Raw genomic sequence first — 17492 nt, 5'->3', positions numbered from 1 at the left:
GGGATCAAGGCATAACTTCAGAGGGAAAGGGTGAAGACATGAAAAAAATAATGTTTGCATTGATGGCAAGTGCCATGACGCTTGCCGCCACCCAGGGCGCGATGGCGGCGGATAAGTTGACCTTGCAGCTGAAATGGGTGGCCCAGGCTCAGTTCGGCGGCTACTTCGTTGCCAAGGACAAGGGCTTCTACAAGGAAGAAGGCCTCGATGTCGATATCAAGGCGGGCGGGCCTGATATCGCTCCGGAGCAGGTCATCGCCGGCGGCGGTGCCGATGTGATCGTCGACTGGATGGGCGGCGCACTGGTTGCCCGCGAAAAGGGCGTGCCGCTCATCAATATCGCCCAGCCCTTCGAAAAATCCGGTCTGGAGCTGATCTGCCCTAAGGATGGACCGGTCAAGACGGAGAAGGATTTCAAGGGACACACCCTCGGCGTTTGGTTCTACGGCAACGAATATCCCTTCTTTGCCTGGATGCATAAGCTCGGCCTCAAGACCGACGGCGGCAAGGATGGAGTCAACGTTCTGAAGCAGAGCTTCGACGTGCAGCCCCTCGTCCAGAAGCAGGCCGACTGCATCTCCGTCATGACCTATAACGAATATTGGCAGGCGATCGATGCCGGCTTCAAGGCCGAAGACCTGACCGTCTTCAACTATACGAAGCTCGGCAACGACCTTCTGGAAGACGGTCTCTACGTCAAGGAAGACAAGCTGAAGGATGCGAAGTTCAAGGCCGATATGGTGAAATTCGTCCGCGCGTCGATGAAGGGCTGGAAATATGCCGTCGAGCATCCGGATGAAACCGCCGAAATCGTCATGGACAATGGCGGCCAGGATGAAAACCACCAGAAGCGCATGGCGGGCGAAGTCGCCAAGCTGATCGGCAGCGGCAAGCTCGACATGAAGACCTATAACCGCACGGTCGAAGCCCTGCTCGATCAGAAGATCATCAACAAGAAGCCGGATGGCGCCTATACGCATGAGATCACGGACGCTGCTCTGAAATAAGCTCGGAGCACTCACAGAGACTAAAACGCGCGAGGTTTCCGCCTTGCGCGTTTTTTTCATTTTGTAACAGCAGCAACAAAACGCTGGCTTTGTCGCGCCGTCTGGCTGAAAAGCCCTCAGCCATCAACTATTCGAATGCTGACATCACAATGCCGTGATTGCTTCGCAAGGTTGTAGACGATAGAAATGCCCGCGAAATCATTTTCTCGTGATCTTGCGAGAATTGAAAATCGATCCCATCTACATGAGCGATTTTAGGATGAGGGAACTGCAAGGCATGACAGACGGATATTGATCCGCCGGAGAAGCCGGCCCGCATGCATCGCATCCCCGTGTTCGCGACGGAAAACAGCGAAATCCCATTTTATCAAACGCCGAACTGGAACCGGACGCATGGCCCTTACGCCGTTTAGACTTCTGAGCACGACCGCAATCCTGCTTTCCCTGCTGGGCGTGTCTGCCGCCCTGGCGGAAGAGCCCCCGGTTACCACGCCGAAACAGAACCTGCCCGCAATCGTCATCACCACAGCCACGATGCGCCACCTGACCGATAAGGTCGTCGCGACCGGCACGGTGAAGGCCGTCGAGGAAGTTTACATCCAGCCACAGGTGGATGGCCTCTCCATCCGCTCTCTCAACGCAGATGTCGGCGACAAGGTCAGCGCGAACAGCACGCTTGCCACGCTGAACGATGATGCTCTTATTCTGCAGAAGAGCCAGATGCAGGCGACGCGGGCCAAGGGCGAAGCAAGCCTTGCGCAATTGCACGCCCAGCTCACCGAAGCCCGCGCCAATGCCGAAGAGGCAGAATTGCAGCGTGTTCGCGCCGTCACAATGGGCGCCAAGGGCACGATGTCGACCTCCTCGGTGGAACAGGCGAATGCCGCCGCCGCCGCCAACAAGGCGCGCGTCGTTTCCGCCGAGCAGGCGATCGCCGTTGCAGAGGCCGATCTGAAGGTTACCGACAGCCAGATCGCCGATACCGATCTCAAGCTTGCCAGAACAGGCATTAAGACCCCCGTCGCCGGCACCGTCGCGTCGCGCAATGCCCGCGTCGGCGCCATCGCCAACGGCAATGGCGATCCGCTTTTCACCATCATCCGCGACAGCCAGCTCGAATTGGTGGTCGATGTGTCCGAGAGCGATATCACCAAGATCACGAGCGGACAGAAGGCCTTGATCGCGCTTTCAGGCCGTCGCGAAAAGCTTGCCGGAACGGTCCGTCTCGTTGCTCCAATCGTCGATCCCGTCACCCGCCTCGGCGCGGTGCATATCACGATCGACGAAGGCGAGAAGGCCCGCGCCGGCATGTATGGTAGCGCCGAGATCATCATTCGCCAGGAAGATGGCGTTGCGCTGCCGCTGACGGCAGTCAACAGCGAGGAAAACGGTTCTTCCGCCCGCAAGGTCGAAAACGGCGTGGTCAAGTTCGTGAGCGTCGAAACCGGCATTCAGGATTCAGGCTATGTCGAGATCGTCAAGGGCCTGAAAGCCGGTGATGATGTCGTCGCCAAGGCCGGTGCCTATGTTCGCGACGGCGACCACATCACGCCGGTTCGCGATACGTCGCAAGCCTCCAACTGAGCGAGAACGACAAGATGAACTTCTCCGCCTGGTCCATCCGAAATCCGGTCGCCCCGCTCCTCGGCTTCTTCCTGCTGATGGTCGTGGGCGCGCATGCCTTCTTCAATCTGCCCATCACCCGCTTCCCGAACATTGACGTCCCTATTGTCAATGTCACCGTGACGCAAAGCGGCGCCTCGCCGGCCGAGCTCGAAATGCAGGTGACGAAGGAGATCGAAGACGCCGTTGCCAGCATCAACGGCATCGACGAGATACAATCGACGATCACCGACGGCCAATCGCAGACCGTCGTCGTCTTCCGATTGGAGGTGCCGACCGAGCAGGCCGTTCAGGACACCAAGGACGCCATCGACCGCATCCGCGGCAACCTGCCATCGACCATCGATGAGCCGATCGTCTCCAAGGTCGATGTCGTCGGCCAGGCGATCCAGAGCTTCGCCGTGTCCTCGCCGAACATGACGCTCGAAGAGCTGTCCTGGTACGTGGACGATACGGTCAAGCGCGCGCTGCAGGGCAAGGCGGGCATCGGCCGAGTGGACCGCTATGGCGGCGCCGATCGCGAAGTGCGCATCGAGCTCGATCCCAACAAGCTGAACGCCTATGGCATAACAGCGCTTTCGGTGAGCCAGCAGCTCCGCAGCACCAATATCGATCTTGGTTCCGGCCGCGGCCAGGTTGCCGGCAGCGAGCAGGCAATCCGCGTGCTCGGCGACGCCCGTAATGTCGCCCAGCTCGCCGATACGACGATCGCGCTCACCAACGGGCGCTTCGTAAAACTCTCCGATCTCGGCGCCATCAAGGACACCTATCAGGAGCCGAAGTCCTTTTCGCGGTTCAACAGTGCCCCTGTCGTCACCTTCGGCGTATTCCGCGCCAAGGGCGCCAGCGAGGTGACCGTCGCCAAGACCGTTGCCGATACGCTCGACAAGGTGCGCGCGGAGAACCCGAACGTCTCGATCGAGATGATCGACGACTCCGTCTACTACACCTATGGCAACTACGAATCGGCGATGCATACGCTGATCGAAGGCGCCATACTGGCCGTCATCGTCGTCTTCCTGTTCCTGCGGAACTGGCGCGCGACGCTGATATCGGCGGTTGCCTTGCCGCTCTCCGCGATCCCGACATTCTGGATCATGAACCAGATCGGCTTCTCGCTGAACCTCGTCAGCTTCCTGGCGCTGACGCTGGCAACCGGTATTCTCGTCGATGATGCCATCGTCGAAATCGAGAACATCGCGCGCCACATCAAGATGGGCAAGACGCCCTATCGCGCCGCCATCGACGCTGCAGACGAAATCGGCCTGGCCGTCATTGCGACGACCTTCACCATCATCGCGGTCTTCGTGCCCGTCTCCTTCATGCCGGGCATTCCGGGGCAATACTTCATCCAGTTCGGCCTGACCGTCGCCTTCTCGGTGTTCTTCTCGCTGCTGGTGGCGCGTCTGATCACGCCGATGATGGCCGCCTATCTGATGCGCGCCGAAGACGGCGTCGATGACCATCACGACAATGACGGCCGCTTCATGCGGGGCTATAGCTGGCTGGTGCGGCTGACGACGAAGAAGTGGTACACGCGTTATCCGACGCTGCTTGCCGCTTTCGCTTTCTCGATCGCTTCGGTCTTCGCTCTCATCATGTTCGTCCCCGGCAGCTTCATCCCGCCGGAAGACTCCTCGCGCATCGTTCTGTCGGCGGAACTGCCGCCGAACGCCCGGCTCGATGATACGGAACAGGCAACCAACGAGATCTATCGGCGCGTGAAGGGTATCGATGGCGTTGAAAGCGTCTTCGTACTCGGCGGCGCCTCGCCGAAGGGCGATCTGGAACTGCGCCGCGCCACGGTGACGCTGACACTCGGCAAGCTCGATCAGTCGCTGACAAAGAAGGTCGTGAACGACGTTCTCGGCTCGCTGCCTGTCATCGGCCCCCACCTGCCGAAGGTTACCGTCCATGGCCGCGTGCGCCCGCAATGGGAGATCGAAAAGGAAGTCTTTGCCAAGCTGCGCTCGATACCCGACGTCCGCATCACCAAGCTGAACGATCGCGGCGACCGCGACCTGACCTATAACTTCCTCTCGCGCAACGAAAAGGACCTCAATCAGGCCGTCGGTATTCTGGAAGCCAAGCTGCGCGCCGATCCGGCGCTTGCCAATGTCAGCGCCGACGGCGCCCTGCCGCGGCCCGAGTTGCAGATCTTCCCGCGCAAGGACGAGGCGGCACGCCTTGGCATCACGCCGCAGATGATTTCGGATACGATTCGCGTGGCGACCATCGGCGATATCGACGCTTCACTTGCGAAGATCTCGCTCGATGATCGCCAGATCCCAATCCGCGTTCAGGCCTCACTCGGCATGCGCCGAGATCTGGCCGCGATCCGTGCGTTGCGCATCAAGACATCGATGGGCACCACCGGACAGGCATCCACCGGCACCACCGTGCCGCTATCGAGCGTGGCCGACATCGACTATTCGGAGGGCCTTTCCTCCATCAAGCGCAACAACCGTTTCCGCGTCGTCGCGATCGGGGCCGACCTGCCGCAAGGCGTGGCGCTGGATACGGCATCGGAACACTTCCTCAATATCGTCAACAACGCCAAGATCCCGGCAACCGTGCATCTGGCAGAAAGCGGCGATACCAAGGTCCAGAAGGAAATGCAGCAGAGCTTCGGCAATGCCATGCTTCTCGGCCTCATGCTCGTTTTGACTGTGCTGATCCTGCTGTTCAAGGATGTGATCCAGCCCTTCACCATTCTGCTGTCGCTGCCATTGGCGATCGGCGGCGTGGCGCTGGCCTTGATTATGACAGGCAATGCGCTGTCCATGCCCGTCATGATCGGCATTCTGATGCTGATGGGTATCGTGACGAAGAACGCCATCCTGCTGGTCGATTTCGCGATCGAGATGATGCATCAGGGCATGCCGCGGCTGGAAGCGGTCGTCGAAGCCGGCCGCAAGCGTGCCCGCCCGATCATCATGACCTCGATTGCCATGTCGGCCGGCATGCTACCGTCCGCTCTCGGCGTCGGCGAAGGCGGCTCCTTCCGCGCACCGATGGCGATAGCCGTGATCGGCGGCATCATTGTCTCGACGGTACTCAGCCTTGTGGTCGTGCCGTCCTTCTTCCTGATCATGGACGACCTGTCGCGCCTGCTCGGCTACCTCTTCGGCAGGCTTGTCGGCAAGAAAGATGCGGACGACGAGGTCGTGACCAAGGAAGGCCTGGCCGTCGCCGTCAACGAAAACCGCCAGTCGCTCACCAATCTGGAAGAGCGGCTGGAGGCCATCGAAAACAAGGATGGACGAAACAGGTCGGTGGGCACCAATGTACTAAAGCTGCCGCCCTTCGCAGCAGAATAGAACACCTCAGCAGATGTCTGGATAATGACAGGGCGGCTCAAAGGCCGCCCTGTTCCTTCAGGAAATCGACGATCTTGCTGACACCGTCGCCGCGCTTCATGTCGGAAAAGACGAAGGGGCGTGCCTGGCGCATGCGGGTGGCATCGCGATCCATCACCTCGAGATCGACCTCGACGAAAGGCGCCAGATCCTTCTTGTTAATGACGAGAAGGTCGGATTTGGTAATGCCGGGGCCGCCCTTGCGCGGGATTTCCTCGCCCTGGCATACCGAGATCACGTAGATGGTGATATCGGCGAGATCGGGCGAAAAGGTTGCCGCCAGATTGTCGCCGCCGGATTCGATGAAAACGACATCGAGGTCAGGAAGCCGCTCGTTCAGGCCGGCAATGGCCTGCAGATTGATCGTCGCATCTTCACGGATGGCCGTGTGCGGGCAGCCGCCCGTTTCGACGCCGACAATGCGATCCGAAGGCAGCGCCTGCATGCGCACCAGCGCTTCCGCATCTTCGGTCGTGTAGATGTCATTGGTGACGACGGCGACGGAATAGTCCTCGCGCATCGCCTTGCACAGCTTCTCCGTCAGCGCCGTCTTGCCGGAACCGACCGGGCCACCGATCCCAACGCGCAAGGGTCCATGTCTCGATTTCATGCTCGCAACTCCGATAAAGTGATAGCATAGCTAAGCGTCGGGCGGCCGCACAGAGGCGAATGACGTAGGCGATGCCTCAATTTCAATATCTTCTTTGTAACGCCCATCATGACCTGAAGAGCCTCGTGCCCTGGGTCTCATGCCGCAGGCTCGCAATATCGGCCTGTATGGTCGCAGCACCAAGATCGTCGAGGCTGGATTGAGCGGCGCGGCGCGCGACATCTGCAAACAGACCTTCCAGCCGCGCCAGAACGGCGACACCATCTTTCTGGCCGCTGACACCAAGCCGAATGCCGGAAGATACCATCTGCGAGGCCAGCGCATGCAGGAAGGCGGCAGCCGCCTTCTCGGCGGCAATGCCATGCGCACCTGCGACGGCGCCGACCGCAACCGGATAGGCCGTCCTTGCCGGAAGCCCGGAAAAGATCGCATGTGGCCAGGCGGCAGCGGCCGAGAGAAAGGCATCTCCAAGCAGCATGGTCTCGTTATGCCGCTCCTTCGAGCCAGCCAGCGCCTCGGCAAGTTCCGCAACGGTCGCAAGCCGCTGCACATCTGTGCCCGCCCCGTGCGCCTCCACAAGCAGCACTGCATCATTCCACGCGGAACCATGCTCAATGATTGCAGAAATCCAATTGCTGAGGCCGGTGCTGTCGCGCATCAGGCCGTCATGCACCGCACGCTCCAAACCGCCGGAATAGGCAAACGATCCCACAGGAAACGCTGGCGACAGCCATGCCATCAGCCGCAACAGCGCCTGCAGGTCGCCATCATCTGGAACCACCGCGTTAGTCATCACGGTTCAATCATGCGAATGGTTGTGATAATCGTGTCCGTGGTCATGCCCCTGACCATGATGATGGTCGTGGCCGTGCGAATGGCCTCCATGGGCGTGGTAGGCGCCTCGCGCGGGCTGGAAAGGCTCGCTGACTTCGGTCACGACAGCCCCCAGCCCCTCAAGCATGGACCGGATCACATGGTCACGCAGGATCAGGATACGCTCCTCCTCGATCTGCGCGGGGAGATGGCGGTTGCCGAGATGCCAGGCAAGCTCGATCAGATGCCTGCGATCGCGCGGGCGGATCTCGAAAAGCTTTTCATCAGCTGCAACGATCTCAATCAGCTCGCCATCCTCGCGCACCAGCAGATCGCCGCTGGCAAACAGAACCGGTTCCTTGAGGTCGAGCATGACCATCTCGCCATTTTCGAGATGCAGCAGTTTGCGGCGCAGATGCCTGAGATCATGCGGCAGGACGACACGATCGATCGGATTGGAGGAAGGAGTGCCGGCCGGCAGATAGGAAGTGACGCGTAGCATGACTGTTCCAGTTTAATACTTTGTCAGACCATGCAAAATAGTCGCCTCCCGCGCAAGCATCAATGGCGCATGGAAGCCTCACATCCGCTGCACATAGCGTTGCAGTTCCCTGACATCCGTCGTTGCCTCCTGTTCCTGCTCCGTGGCGCAGCGATGCCAGACCTGCGACAGGCGCTCGCGCTCGTGCATGACACGGTTGCGGCCGAGCGTCTTGGCAAGATAAAGCGCCTTGTCGGCGGCGGCGTAGACGGTCTCCGTCTTGCGATCCGCGCCGATATCGGCAATCCCGACGGAAATGGTGATCTTCACCGACCCGCCTTCAATGGCGATCGAGTGTTCGGCGATCTGCTCCTTGATCTCCTCAACGCGCGCGATACGCTCGGCCGTATCGCCGCCATGAATGATGACGCCGAATTCCTCACCGCCAAGCCGGGCAATCACGTCTTCTCCGGTGAAAGCATCGGAAAATAGCCGCGAGACCGCAACGATCACGGCATCACCGGATGCATGCCCGAAACGATCGTTGATCGCCTTGAACCGATCCAGATCGAAAATCGCCAGAGAAGCGCCGTCTCCGGCCATACTCAACGCCTCGGTGAAAGCACGGCGGTTGAGCAGGCCGGACAGCATGTCGGTGCGGCTCAACCGCTCGAACTCAGCACGGGAGACCGCGAGCCTGTGGATGGAAAAGCCTGCCAGCACCGCAAGCGCGCCGGACACGGTGCCCCCGATGATCCATGCCAGCAAAACGCCAAAACGCATCGCCTCGAAGATCGGCAATGGCAGAAGATCAAGCCATTGCATCACAAAAAGCAGCACCAGGATGATGGCAAGCGACATGATGACGGCGACGAAACTCATCTTAAGCGCGAAAATAAAAATCGCACGTCGCTGCTGAAAATTACCGAGCTCGGCCTGCAGCGAAATCCATTGCTTCATGCGATTCACCTTCCTCAGCCCACTATTTCAATCATGTGAGATAGGGGTGAAGACGCTTCCAGGTCTTTAATGGAATGATTAAAATGCGGCGCATTTCCCAAGTTGTGAACAGACGGGAAGGTACATCCACCAAATCCGGTTTGCCGGCAGAAATGCGCAATGGCAAGCCACCATGCCATGTCATTGATATTGCTGCGTCCAGTGCGCAGCATAAGAAAACCCCGGAAAACCGGGGTTTTCATATCTGCCGATAATCTGCGTCCAAAATATCCTCAGAAAAGGAAATAGCGCTGCGCCATCGGCAGCACGGTTGCCGGCTCGCAGGTCAGAAGCTCGCCATCGGCCCGCACTTCATAGGTTTCCGGGTCCACTTCAATATGCGGCGTCAGGCTGTTGTGGATCATCGATGCCTTGGAAATGCCGCCGCGCGTGTTCTTGACGGGCAGCAGCGCCTTGGCGACGCCGAGCTTGCCGGCAAGCCCGGCATCGAACGCCGCCTGCGAAACGAAGGTCACCGACGAATTCGTGCGATTCTTGCCATAGGCGCCGAACATCGGCCGATAATGCATTGGCTGCGGCGTCGGGATCGAGGCATTCGGATCGCCCATGGGAGCAGCCGCGATGGAGCCGCCGATCAATACCATCTCCGGCTTCACGCCGAAGAAGGCTGGATTCCAGAGTACCAGATCGGCACGCTTTCCGACCTCGATAGAACCGACCTCGTGGCTGACGCCATGCGCGATCGCCGGATTGATCGTATATTTGGCGATGTAGCGCTTCGCACGGAAATTGTCGTTGTCTCCGGTCTCCTGCGCCAGGCGGCCGCGCTGGCGCTTCATCTTGTCGGCGGTCTGCCAGGTGCGGATCGCCACTTCGCCGACGCGGCCCATGGCCTGGCTGTCGGATGAAATGATCGAGAAGGCGCCGATATCGTGGAGAATATCCTCCGCGGCGATCGTCTCCTTACGGATACGGCTTTCGGCAAAGGCAATGTCCTCAGGAATCGACGGCGATAGGTGATGGCAGACCATCAGCATGTCCAGATGCTCGGCGATCGTATTAACCGTATAGGGCCGCGTCGGATTGGTCGAAGACGGAATGACGTTCGACTGGCCGCAGATCTTGATGATATCGGGCGCATGGCCACCGCCCGCGCCTTCCGTGTGGAAGGCGTGAATGGTGCGACCCTTGATGGCACCGATCGTATCTTCCACGAAGCCGCTTTCATTCAACGTATCCGTGTGGATCATCACCTGCACATCGTATTCGTCGGCAACGCTGAGGCAGCAGTCGATCGCCGCCGGCGTCGTGCCCCAGTCCTCATGCAGCTTGAGTGAGCAGGCACCGCCGAGCACCATCTCTTCCAAGGCAGCGGGCAAAGACGCATTGCCTTTGCCCGAGAGGCCGATATTCATCGGAAAAGCGTCGAAGGATTCGATCATGCGCGCCAGATGCCAGGGGCCGGGCGTGCAAGTTGTTGCCAGCGTTCCATGCGCCGGCCCGGTGCCTCCGCCAAGCATGGTGGTGATACCCGACATCAGCGCTTCCTCGATCTGCTGCGGGCAGATGAAATGGATATGGCTGTCCATGCCGCCGGCAGTGACGATCTTGCCCTCGCCTGCGATTGCTTCCGTGCCGGGTCCGACGATGATGTTGACACCAGGCTGCATGTCCGGATTGCCGGCCTTGCCAATCGCGACAATGCGGCCGTCCTTCAAACCGATATCTGCCTTGACGATCCCCCAATGGTCGAGGATCAGCGCATTGGTGATGACGGTATCGACCGCGCCATTTGCTCGCGTCACCTGGCTTTGCCCCATGCCGTCGCGAATGACCTTGCCGCCGCCGAACTTCACCTCCTCGCCATAGGTGGTGAAATCCTTCTCCACTTCGATGAACAATTCGGTGTCGGCCAGACGCACCTTGTCGCCGACGGTCGGTCCGAACATGCTGGCATAGGCCGCGCGGGAAATCCTGTAGGGCATCAATCAATCTCCTTGGGAGGCAGAGAGGAGGTTCGTGTCGGCAAGTCGCCTCAGGCGGCCGAGGGATATGTAGGCGTCCACCAGCCGTTTCTCGGCGGCGAAGGGATGTTCTTCCCAGCCCGTGTGGCTGAAACCGGTAATGGCGATATCGTCATCGGAATAACGCGCCATCACATCGGCAATCACGATCATGCCGCTGCTCGGCACAACGTAGGAGCCGGGATCATGCTCTGCGAGTGCCGCATCGACGCCTTCGTGAATGGATTGACCAATCACGACATGCCGCTTGCCGGTTGCCTGACAGAAGGCGGTGAACTGGTCGGTATAGTCGTCGCAGAAATCGTCGAGTTCCGGATGCGAGATCGCCAGCGGCGCGCGCAGCGCCGCGAATTTGACCGGATCGCGCACGCTCCAGATCTCGGATGCGGAAGCAACGGCAGGGCTCTTGCGCCATTCGGCCGAGCCGAGCATGGCGCGCGCCGGCCGGCCGGTATTGCACACCGCAACGACGTCGGTTCGGCTGCCGCCGACCCCCATCGAGCGGCAATCGTTGAAACGGATCACAAGATCGGCGGCATCGATGACGGCTGAGGCACCTGCCGCAACCTCACCATTACCGACAATCATTACGCTACGCCTGGAACTCACTGGTTGCCCTCCGGTCCATCGGCGAGGTCCTTCAATTCCTTGGTCCGCTTCTTCGTCAGGTCCGCCTTGCAGCCGGAGACGAGCATGGGCTCCATGGAGCCGCCACGCGCCTGGAACCCTTGGGCCTCGCATTCGCCGTCGCGATAATCCACCCAGGCTCGCTGCGCCTTGATAAGCGCCTTTTCGGCGCCCTTCATGTTGTTGTCGAGATCCGCGTCGATGGCGACCATCGCCGCGCGCGTCTTCTTGTATTGCGCATTCAACGCCTTGTCGGCCTCACCGAATTCAAGCACAGCACAGATATTCATGTCCGTCTGCGTCTGTGCATTGGCGCAATCGGCCCCAGATTTCTTCGCGGTTTTCTGCGCAAAGACCGGGCCGCAAACCAGAACGGCGACAAGAGCGGCAGCGGATGCAAGCAATTTCATCGACATTGCGCTTCCCCAGAAACTCTACAGCTTGCCCATGACCTGCTGACGGAAGCCGTAGACTTCGCGCTTGCCCGACAGCGGGATCAGCGTTACCGAGCGTGTCTGCCCCGGCTCGAAGCGCACGGCTGTTCCGGCGGGAATGTCGAGCCGCATGCCCCTTGCCTTGTCGCGATCGAAAGAAAGCCCGGCATTGGTCTCGGCAAAATGATAATGGCTCCCGACCTGCACCGGCCGATCGCCTGTATTGGAAACCTCAAGCGTCACGGTCGGCGCTCCGGCATTGAGTTCAATGTCGCCGCCTGCGGCAATGATTTCACCTGGGATCATGGTTCTCTCCTCATGCGGCCCGGACGGGCGCGCATCCCTCAGCTTTCAGAACATGCTTGGTCGAAGCGGGATATTTGGCGAGCAACGCCGCCGGGCGGATGGGACGCCGCGCGAAGTCACCGCCACAGTTCGGGCAGACGCCATCCAGCACCGTATTGGCACAATCGGCGCAGAAGGTGCACTCGAACGTGCAGATCATCGCCTCCTTGCTTTCCGGAGGCAAACTCTTGTCGCAGCATTCGCAATTGGGCCTCAGCTCCAGCATGGCAACCTCACCGGATGGGCTCGTGGACGGTCACGAGCTTGGTGCCGTCCGGGAACGTCGCTTCGACCTGAACATCATGGATCATCTCGGCCACTCCCTCCATCACCTGATCGCGTGTGATGACATGGGCACCAGCCTCCATCAACTCGGCGACCGGACGGCCGTCGCGCGCACCTTCGACCACAAAATCCGTGATCAGCGCGATGGCTTCGGGATGATTGAGCTTGACGCCACGCTCCAGCCGCCGCCGCGCTACCATCGCCGCCATGGAAATCAGCAGCTTGTCTTTTTCTCTCGGAGTGAGGTTCATCGCCTACCTATGTGATTGCTGTTTGCTCAATTTACAGATTCCAGACTTTCGGCACGGGCGCTCCGTCGCGCAAGGCGGAAATGATCGGAATGAGAATTTTTCTGAGCGCGAACCCATCGGCGGCGGCGAGCCGCACGACGAGCTTCTCGCCCCAGTGGCTGGCGCCTGCCATATGGTTTTCGAGGAGCGGCCTGATCCGGCCGAGATAGGTCTCGGCCAGTGGGCCGACATAGAGCAAGGTCGCAAAGGCCACCTGATCGTCAAGCACCGCCATTTTCGCCGTCAATGCAGCCACATCGCCGTCCAGCCGCAACTCCTCGGCGTGAACCAGACGACCACCGCGGCGGATGCGCCAGCGATCGCGAAACAGCCCCTGCTCCATCGCCTCGCCCATGGCTTTCCGCCCGAGCAGGATCGCCTCGACAGCAAGGAATTCGGCCGTTTCGTCAAGCTCGACATTCAATGCACGGGAAAGCGAGGCGCGATCGAACAGGATGGTTTCCTGTGGCAGCCAATCGACCCGAGCGCCACTACCGATCTTGATCGAGGTTTCAACCTGGGCCGTGCCCATCGAAGCCTTGTAGATCTTCTCGCAAGCCTGTGTCGTCACGTCGATGCGCGTGCCCGGCCCGGCAACGACACTCCAATCCATCCGGTCGCCGCCGGTGAGACCGCCGGCGGTGTTGATGATGACCGCCTCCATCGAATGATCGAAAGTTTCCGGCAGCCTGATCTTGGCCGCCCCTTCCTGGAAAAGCTCGGCAAGGCGCGTACGGCCGCCAAGCGACTTCGCCGCAAGATGGCCGCGACCCCGCGCCCGCTGCGGTCTCGTGCCTGCCGCTATCATTGCCATCAGCCTCTCCACACATCACGTCATGCCAAAGCCCGGCCATTGAAGCCCGGCAAGGAATAAATGCAAGCAATTCCTGTGCCTTATGCGATCTCCCGCAATGTCGATCTGAAACCGGCCAAATCAGCTGCATTTTTCGTCAAACGCCGAAAAGAAAGGCAATGAGCTTCAGTGGGCTGAACAGGTATCGGCAGCAGGTCGACACAAAGCTCTCCCTGCGAAACGCATCTAGCCCTTCACTGCCGAGAAGAAGAGGAAGCGCGGCTTGGTCGTCAGGCTCTTGTATGCGCCGGGAAAAAGAGTGCTGACCCTGGGATCTGGCTGCGGCTCGCTCACGATATCGATCCGAAATCCGGCCGATCTCAACGCATCGAACATGGCATGCAGCGGCCGATGCCAAAATCGCATGGTGATGTCCTTGCCGCCGCGATGCCACGTCTCGCTGAAATTATAGGTCTCGAAATAGCTTTCTCCGCTGGCCGGATCATGATCCATGAACGGATGATGCGTCGAAAAAATCAGGCGGCCGCCATCGGACAAGACACGCCTGAATTCCGAAAGAGGCCGCGACCAATCGTGCAGATAATGCATGACCAAGGAAGCCATGACCAAATCGAAGGCACCGTCTTCGAAAGGCAATCGCTCGTTCAAATCGGCCAGCAATAATCGCGCCCGCCCTTCCAGGCGGCGCCGTGCAATTTCGAGCAAGCCCGCGCTCGCATCGACGCCGGTCAGAACTGCTCCCCGATCGACGAGGGCGGCGGCGTGAGCCCCGCCTCCGCAACCCGCATCGAGAACGCGAAGTCCGGCAACGTCACCGGCGAGAGAGAGAATTGCAGGTCGCTCGTAATAAGCATTCCAGGCATTGTTCTCATTGTCGGCCTGATAGGCGGCTGCGAACGCATCATAGTCATTCTCAGACACTGTTCCTCCTTGCCGGAAAACGGCACATATGACAGCACTTCAAGTGATCGACGCCACCACCTCGTGGATGCGCCGCCTGTCCGGCAACGTCGTATCACAGTCTGGGTTTCTGGGTTTCTGCCTAGACCACGCGGTCCGGCGGCTCCCGCCCTGCAAAGAAAGCGGTGATATTGTCGACGACTTTCATGCCCATGGCCGTGCGCGTCTCTTCCGTGGCACTGCCGAGATGTGGCAGAAGCACGACATTCTCCAACTCCCGCAACCGTTCGGGAACATGCGGCTCCGCTTCATAGACATCAAGACCGGCACCGCGGATCGTTCCCTGCTCCAATGCCGATATCAGCGCCGCCTCGTCGACCACATCGCCCCTTGCCGTGTTGATCAGGAAAGAGCCGGGCTTCATGGCTGCGAGACGAGCCGCATTCATCAGATGGCGGTTCTCGGCGCCGCCCGGACAGTGCAGCGAGACGAAGTCGGAGACTTCCAGAACATCTTCGACGGTTTGCAATTGCATGGCGCCATAGCGCGAAGCTTCCATCGGATCTATTGCCGAGCGATTATAGAAAACGACATCCATGCCGAAGCCGAAATGACAGCGCTGCGCGAAGGCACGACCGATACGGCCGAAGCCGATGATGCCGACAGTCTTGCCCGTCACCTTCGTGCCGACGAGATGCGTCGGCCGCCAGCCGGCCCAGGTGCCAGCCCTAACCTCGCGCTCGCCTTCGCCGCCGCGTCGGGCAACGGAGAGGAGCAGCAACATGGCGATATCAGCCGTGCAATCCGTCAGCACGCCCGGCGTGTTGGTGACGGCTATGCCTTTTTCCTTGGCAGCAGCGATATCGATGTGGTTGAAGCCGACACCGAAATTGCCAAGGACCTTTGAGCGGATCGCCCCCTCGAAAAGCGCGGCCGGAAGCTTGTCGGAAACCGTCGGCAGGACCGCATCATAAGTGAGCAGCGCCTCGCGCAGCTGCCCCGCATCGAGTGCTGCGTCATCCCTGTTCAAAGTGGTGTCGAAACGCTCCGAAAGCACCGCCTCGACCGCCGATGGCCAGCGCCGGGTCACGAGAATACGGGGTTTGCTCATGCTGTGATCCTCCTGCCGATACAAGGAGACTTAAAGCAGCTTCGGCATGAAGGAAATGGCGAACCGATATCGCAGATATGAAAAAGCCCGACCAGTGGCCGGGCTTCCCAAATCTTGCTGATGCCGGAAACCGGCGTCGCAAAGTTTACTTCGAAATTTCGGCGTAGTTGTACTTGCCGTCGGAGCCCTTGGACCACTTGTACATGACGTAGTCCGGACGGGTGATGTCGCCCTTGGCGTTGAAGCCGAGGTCGCCGATTGCGGTCTTGAACGGACCCTTTGCCTTCAGCGCGTCGGCAACAGCCATCGGATCGTTGGAACCGGCAGCCTTGGCGGCGGCAGCGATAACCTGCAGAGCCGAGTAGGAGTACAGCGTGTAGCCTTCCGGCTCGTAGCCGGCAGCGCGGAACTTGGCGACGAGATCGGCGGAAGCCGGGTTCTTGCGCGGATCCGGCGCGAAGGTCATCAGCGTGCCGTCGACGGCGTCGCCGGCGATCGATGCCAGCTCGTTCGAGACGATACCGTCACCCGACATGAAGTGAGCCTTCACGCCCTGGTCGGCCATCTGACGCATGATGAGGCCAGCTTCCGTGTGCAGACCGCCGTAGTAGACGAAATCGACGCCAGCCTGCTTCATCTTCGCGATCAGGGCCGAGTAGTCCTTGTCGCCGGGGGTGATGCCTTCATAAAGAACTTCCGTCACGCCGGCGGCGTTGAGGTTCTTCTTGGTTTCATCGGCCAGGCCCTGACCATACGGGGTCTTGTCGTGAACGACGGCAACCTTGGCGCCCTTGAAATTGTCGGCGATATACTTGCCGGCAACTTCGCCCTGCTGGTCGTCACGACCGCAAGTACGGAACGTGTTCCACAGGCCGCGCTCGGTGAACTTCGGGTTCGTCGAAGCGGGCGTGATCTGCAGGATGCCGTTTTCGGCGTAGACTTCCGAAGCCGGGATGGAAACGCCCGAGTTGAAGTGACCGACAACGAACTTCACGCCGTCAGCGACGAACTTGTTTGCGACCGAAACGCCCTGCTTGGCATCGGAGACGTCGTCGCCGAGTTCGATCTTGATCTTTTCGCCATTGATACCGCCGGCCGCATTGATGTCTGCAGCCGCCTGCTCTGCACCCTTCTGAAGCTGCGCGCCAAACGCAGCATTCGGGCCCGTCAACGGACCACCGACGCCAACAATAATGTCGGCCTTCGCAACGCCGCCGAAAGCGATCATCGCCGACAAGGCCACCGCCGACAGAAGATACTTCTTCATATTATTACTCCCAATTTTTAAGCGGGTTCCGTTTGATCTGCCCTGCGCGATACCCACCAATCATCACGCCGGTAACGCTTGCATTCCGAACTCTGGAAGCATGACCCCTGCCCGTTCCCGTCTGTTTTTATGGGGCTGGGTGACGCTCTTGGTTGTACGCAGACTGTGCCTAGTTTAGGCGCACTGTCAATTCTTCTTCTTCCACGAAAAGGCCGAGGTCTTTTCATAGAGCCAGTAATAATTATTCACCATCTGATCGGTACGTCGATACCGGTATCCCGCCGTCGCAAAAACAAGCAGAAGCACGACATCGATGATGTAGATGGTGACGTCGAAAACCGGGCCATTGAACAGCGCATGGTGCAGAAACTGCAGGCCAAGGCCGATCAGAAAGCTGTAGATGACGACAAGCGGATAGGTTTCCCAGCTGGATGCAACGGCGCGGCCAGCGCGCCATGCGGTCCAGAAACCGAGAATGACGATAACAGCGCGGATGACCATGCGCCCGCCGGTATCGGTGTCGAAGAGAAGTCCCTGCATCT

Annotated in this window: 18 protein-coding genes; 3 read left to right on the top strand and 15 right to left on the bottom strand. The window is 59.8% G+C overall.

Translation table 11 applies throughout. From position 1 onward, the window contains the following. Nucleotides 1-38: 38 nt before the first annotated feature. The 3 genes from FBZ97_RS02320 (at nt 39) to FBZ97_RS02310 (ending at nt 5950) form a co-directional block, all read left to right on the top strand. A complete protein-coding gene (locus FBZ97_RS02320) occupies nt 39-1007 on the top strand; it encodes an ABC transporter substrate-binding protein (protein WP_145316315.1) in 969 nt (322 codons plus the stop codon). Nucleotides 1008-1400: 393 nt separating this feature from the next. Beyond that, the gene (locus FBZ97_RS02315) at nt 1401-2591 is read left to right on the top strand and encodes an efflux RND transporter periplasmic adaptor subunit (protein WP_113389052.1); all 1191 of its coding nucleotides are present in this window, start codon (nt 1401-1403) and stop codon (nt 2589-2591) included. A 14-nt stretch (nt 2592-2605) separates the two neighbouring features. Next, entirely contained in the window at nt 2606-5950 is a 3345-nt protein-coding gene (locus FBZ97_RS02310) for an efflux RND transporter permease subunit (RefSeq protein ID WP_145316313.1), read from the top strand. A gap of 37 nt (nt 5951-5987) precedes the next feature. Here the strand turns inward: FBZ97_RS02310 and ureG are convergent, their stop codons facing one another. The 15 genes from ureG to FBZ97_RS02235 form a co-directional block, all read right to left on the bottom strand. After that, on the bottom strand, nt 5988-6599 hold the full coding sequence (ureG, locus tag FBZ97_RS02305) for an urease accessory protein UreG (RefSeq protein WP_145316311.1): 612 nt from the start codon (nt 6597-6599) through the stop codon (nt 5988-5990). Nucleotides 6600-6705: 106 nt separating this feature from the next. Further along, entirely contained in the window at nt 6706-7392 is a 687-nt protein-coding gene (locus FBZ97_RS02300; RefSeq protein WP_145316309.1) for an urease accessory protein UreF, read from the bottom strand. 6 nt (nt 7393-7398) lie between these two features. Then, a complete protein-coding gene (ureE, locus tag FBZ97_RS02295) occupies nt 7399-7914 on the bottom strand; it encodes an urease accessory protein UreE (protein WP_145316308.1) in 516 nt (171 codons plus the stop codon). Nucleotides 7915-7992: 78 nt separating this feature from the next. Continuing rightward, on the bottom strand, nt 7993-8853 hold the full coding sequence (locus FBZ97_RS02290; RefSeq protein ID WP_145316305.1) for a GGDEF domain-containing protein: 861 nt from the start codon (nt 8851-8853) through the stop codon (nt 7993-7995). 272 nt (nt 8854-9125) lie between these two features. Beyond that, complete coding sequence (gene ureC / locus FBZ97_RS02285; RefSeq protein WP_145316303.1) at nt 9126-10838, bottom strand: urease subunit alpha; 1713 nt, start codon at nt 10836-10838, stop codon at nt 9126-9128. 3 nt (nt 10839-10841) lie between these two features. Then, the gene (locus tag FBZ97_RS02280) at nt 10842-11465 is read right to left on the bottom strand and encodes a Urease operon accessory protein (protein ID WP_145317534.1); all 624 of its coding nucleotides are present in this window, start codon (nt 11463-11465) and stop codon (nt 10842-10844) included. A gap of 17 nt (nt 11466-11482) precedes the next feature. Continuing rightward, nucleotides 11483-11920, bottom strand: coding sequence for a lysozyme inhibitor LprI family protein (locus tag FBZ97_RS02275; protein WP_183813741.1), 438 nt, complete (start codon nt 11918-11920; stop codon nt 11483-11485). 18 nt (nt 11921-11938) lie between these two features. Further along, entirely contained in the window at nt 11939-12244 is a 306-nt protein-coding gene (locus FBZ97_RS02270) for an urease subunit beta (protein WP_069611701.1), read from the bottom strand. A 10-nt stretch (nt 12245-12254) separates the two neighbouring features. After that, nucleotides 12255-12509, bottom strand: coding sequence for a DUF1272 domain-containing protein (locus FBZ97_RS02265; RefSeq protein WP_113351605.1), 255 nt, complete (start codon nt 12507-12509; stop codon nt 12255-12257). A 7-nt stretch (nt 12510-12516) separates the two neighbouring features. Next, nucleotides 12517-12819, bottom strand: coding sequence for an urease subunit gamma (locus FBZ97_RS02260; RefSeq protein WP_092712060.1), 303 nt, complete (start codon nt 12817-12819; stop codon nt 12517-12519). Between the two features lie 31 nt (nt 12820-12850). Beyond that, the gene (locus FBZ97_RS02255; protein ID WP_145316301.1) at nt 12851-13672 is read right to left on the bottom strand and encodes an urease accessory protein UreD; all 822 of its coding nucleotides are present in this window, start codon (nt 13670-13672) and stop codon (nt 12851-12853) included. Between the two features lie 225 nt (nt 13673-13897). Next, on the bottom strand, nt 13898-14593 hold the full coding sequence (locus FBZ97_RS02250; RefSeq protein ID WP_145316299.1) for a class I SAM-dependent methyltransferase: 696 nt from the start codon (nt 14591-14593) through the stop codon (nt 13898-13900). Nucleotides 14594-14714: 121 nt separating this feature from the next. Continuing rightward, nucleotides 14715-15683 carry a D-glycerate dehydrogenase gene (locus FBZ97_RS02245; protein WP_145316297.1) on the bottom strand — a complete coding sequence of 323 codons (969 nt, stop codon included), beginning with the start codon at nt 15681-15683 and terminating at the stop codon, nt 14715-14717. 145 nt (nt 15684-15828) lie between these two features. Then, on the bottom strand, nt 15829-16950 hold the full coding sequence (locus FBZ97_RS02240; protein ID WP_095435602.1) for a branched-chain amino acid ABC transporter substrate-binding protein: 1122 nt from the start codon (nt 16948-16950) through the stop codon (nt 15829-15831). 186 nt (nt 16951-17136) lie between these two features. Next, nucleotides 17137-17490 carry a DUF6867 family protein gene (locus tag FBZ97_RS02235; RefSeq protein ID WP_095435603.1) on the bottom strand — a complete coding sequence of 118 codons (354 nt, stop codon included), beginning with the start codon at nt 17488-17490 and terminating at the stop codon, nt 17137-17139. Nucleotides 17491-17492 lie beyond the last annotated feature (2 nt).

Source organism: Rhizobium sp. ERR 942 (genome assembly GCF_007828395.1).
Taxonomy (GTDB): domain Bacteria; phylum Pseudomonadota; class Alphaproteobacteria; order Rhizobiales; family Rhizobiaceae; genus Rhizobium; species Rhizobium dioscoreae.
This window is presented reverse-complemented; position numbering and strand designations above follow the sequence as displayed.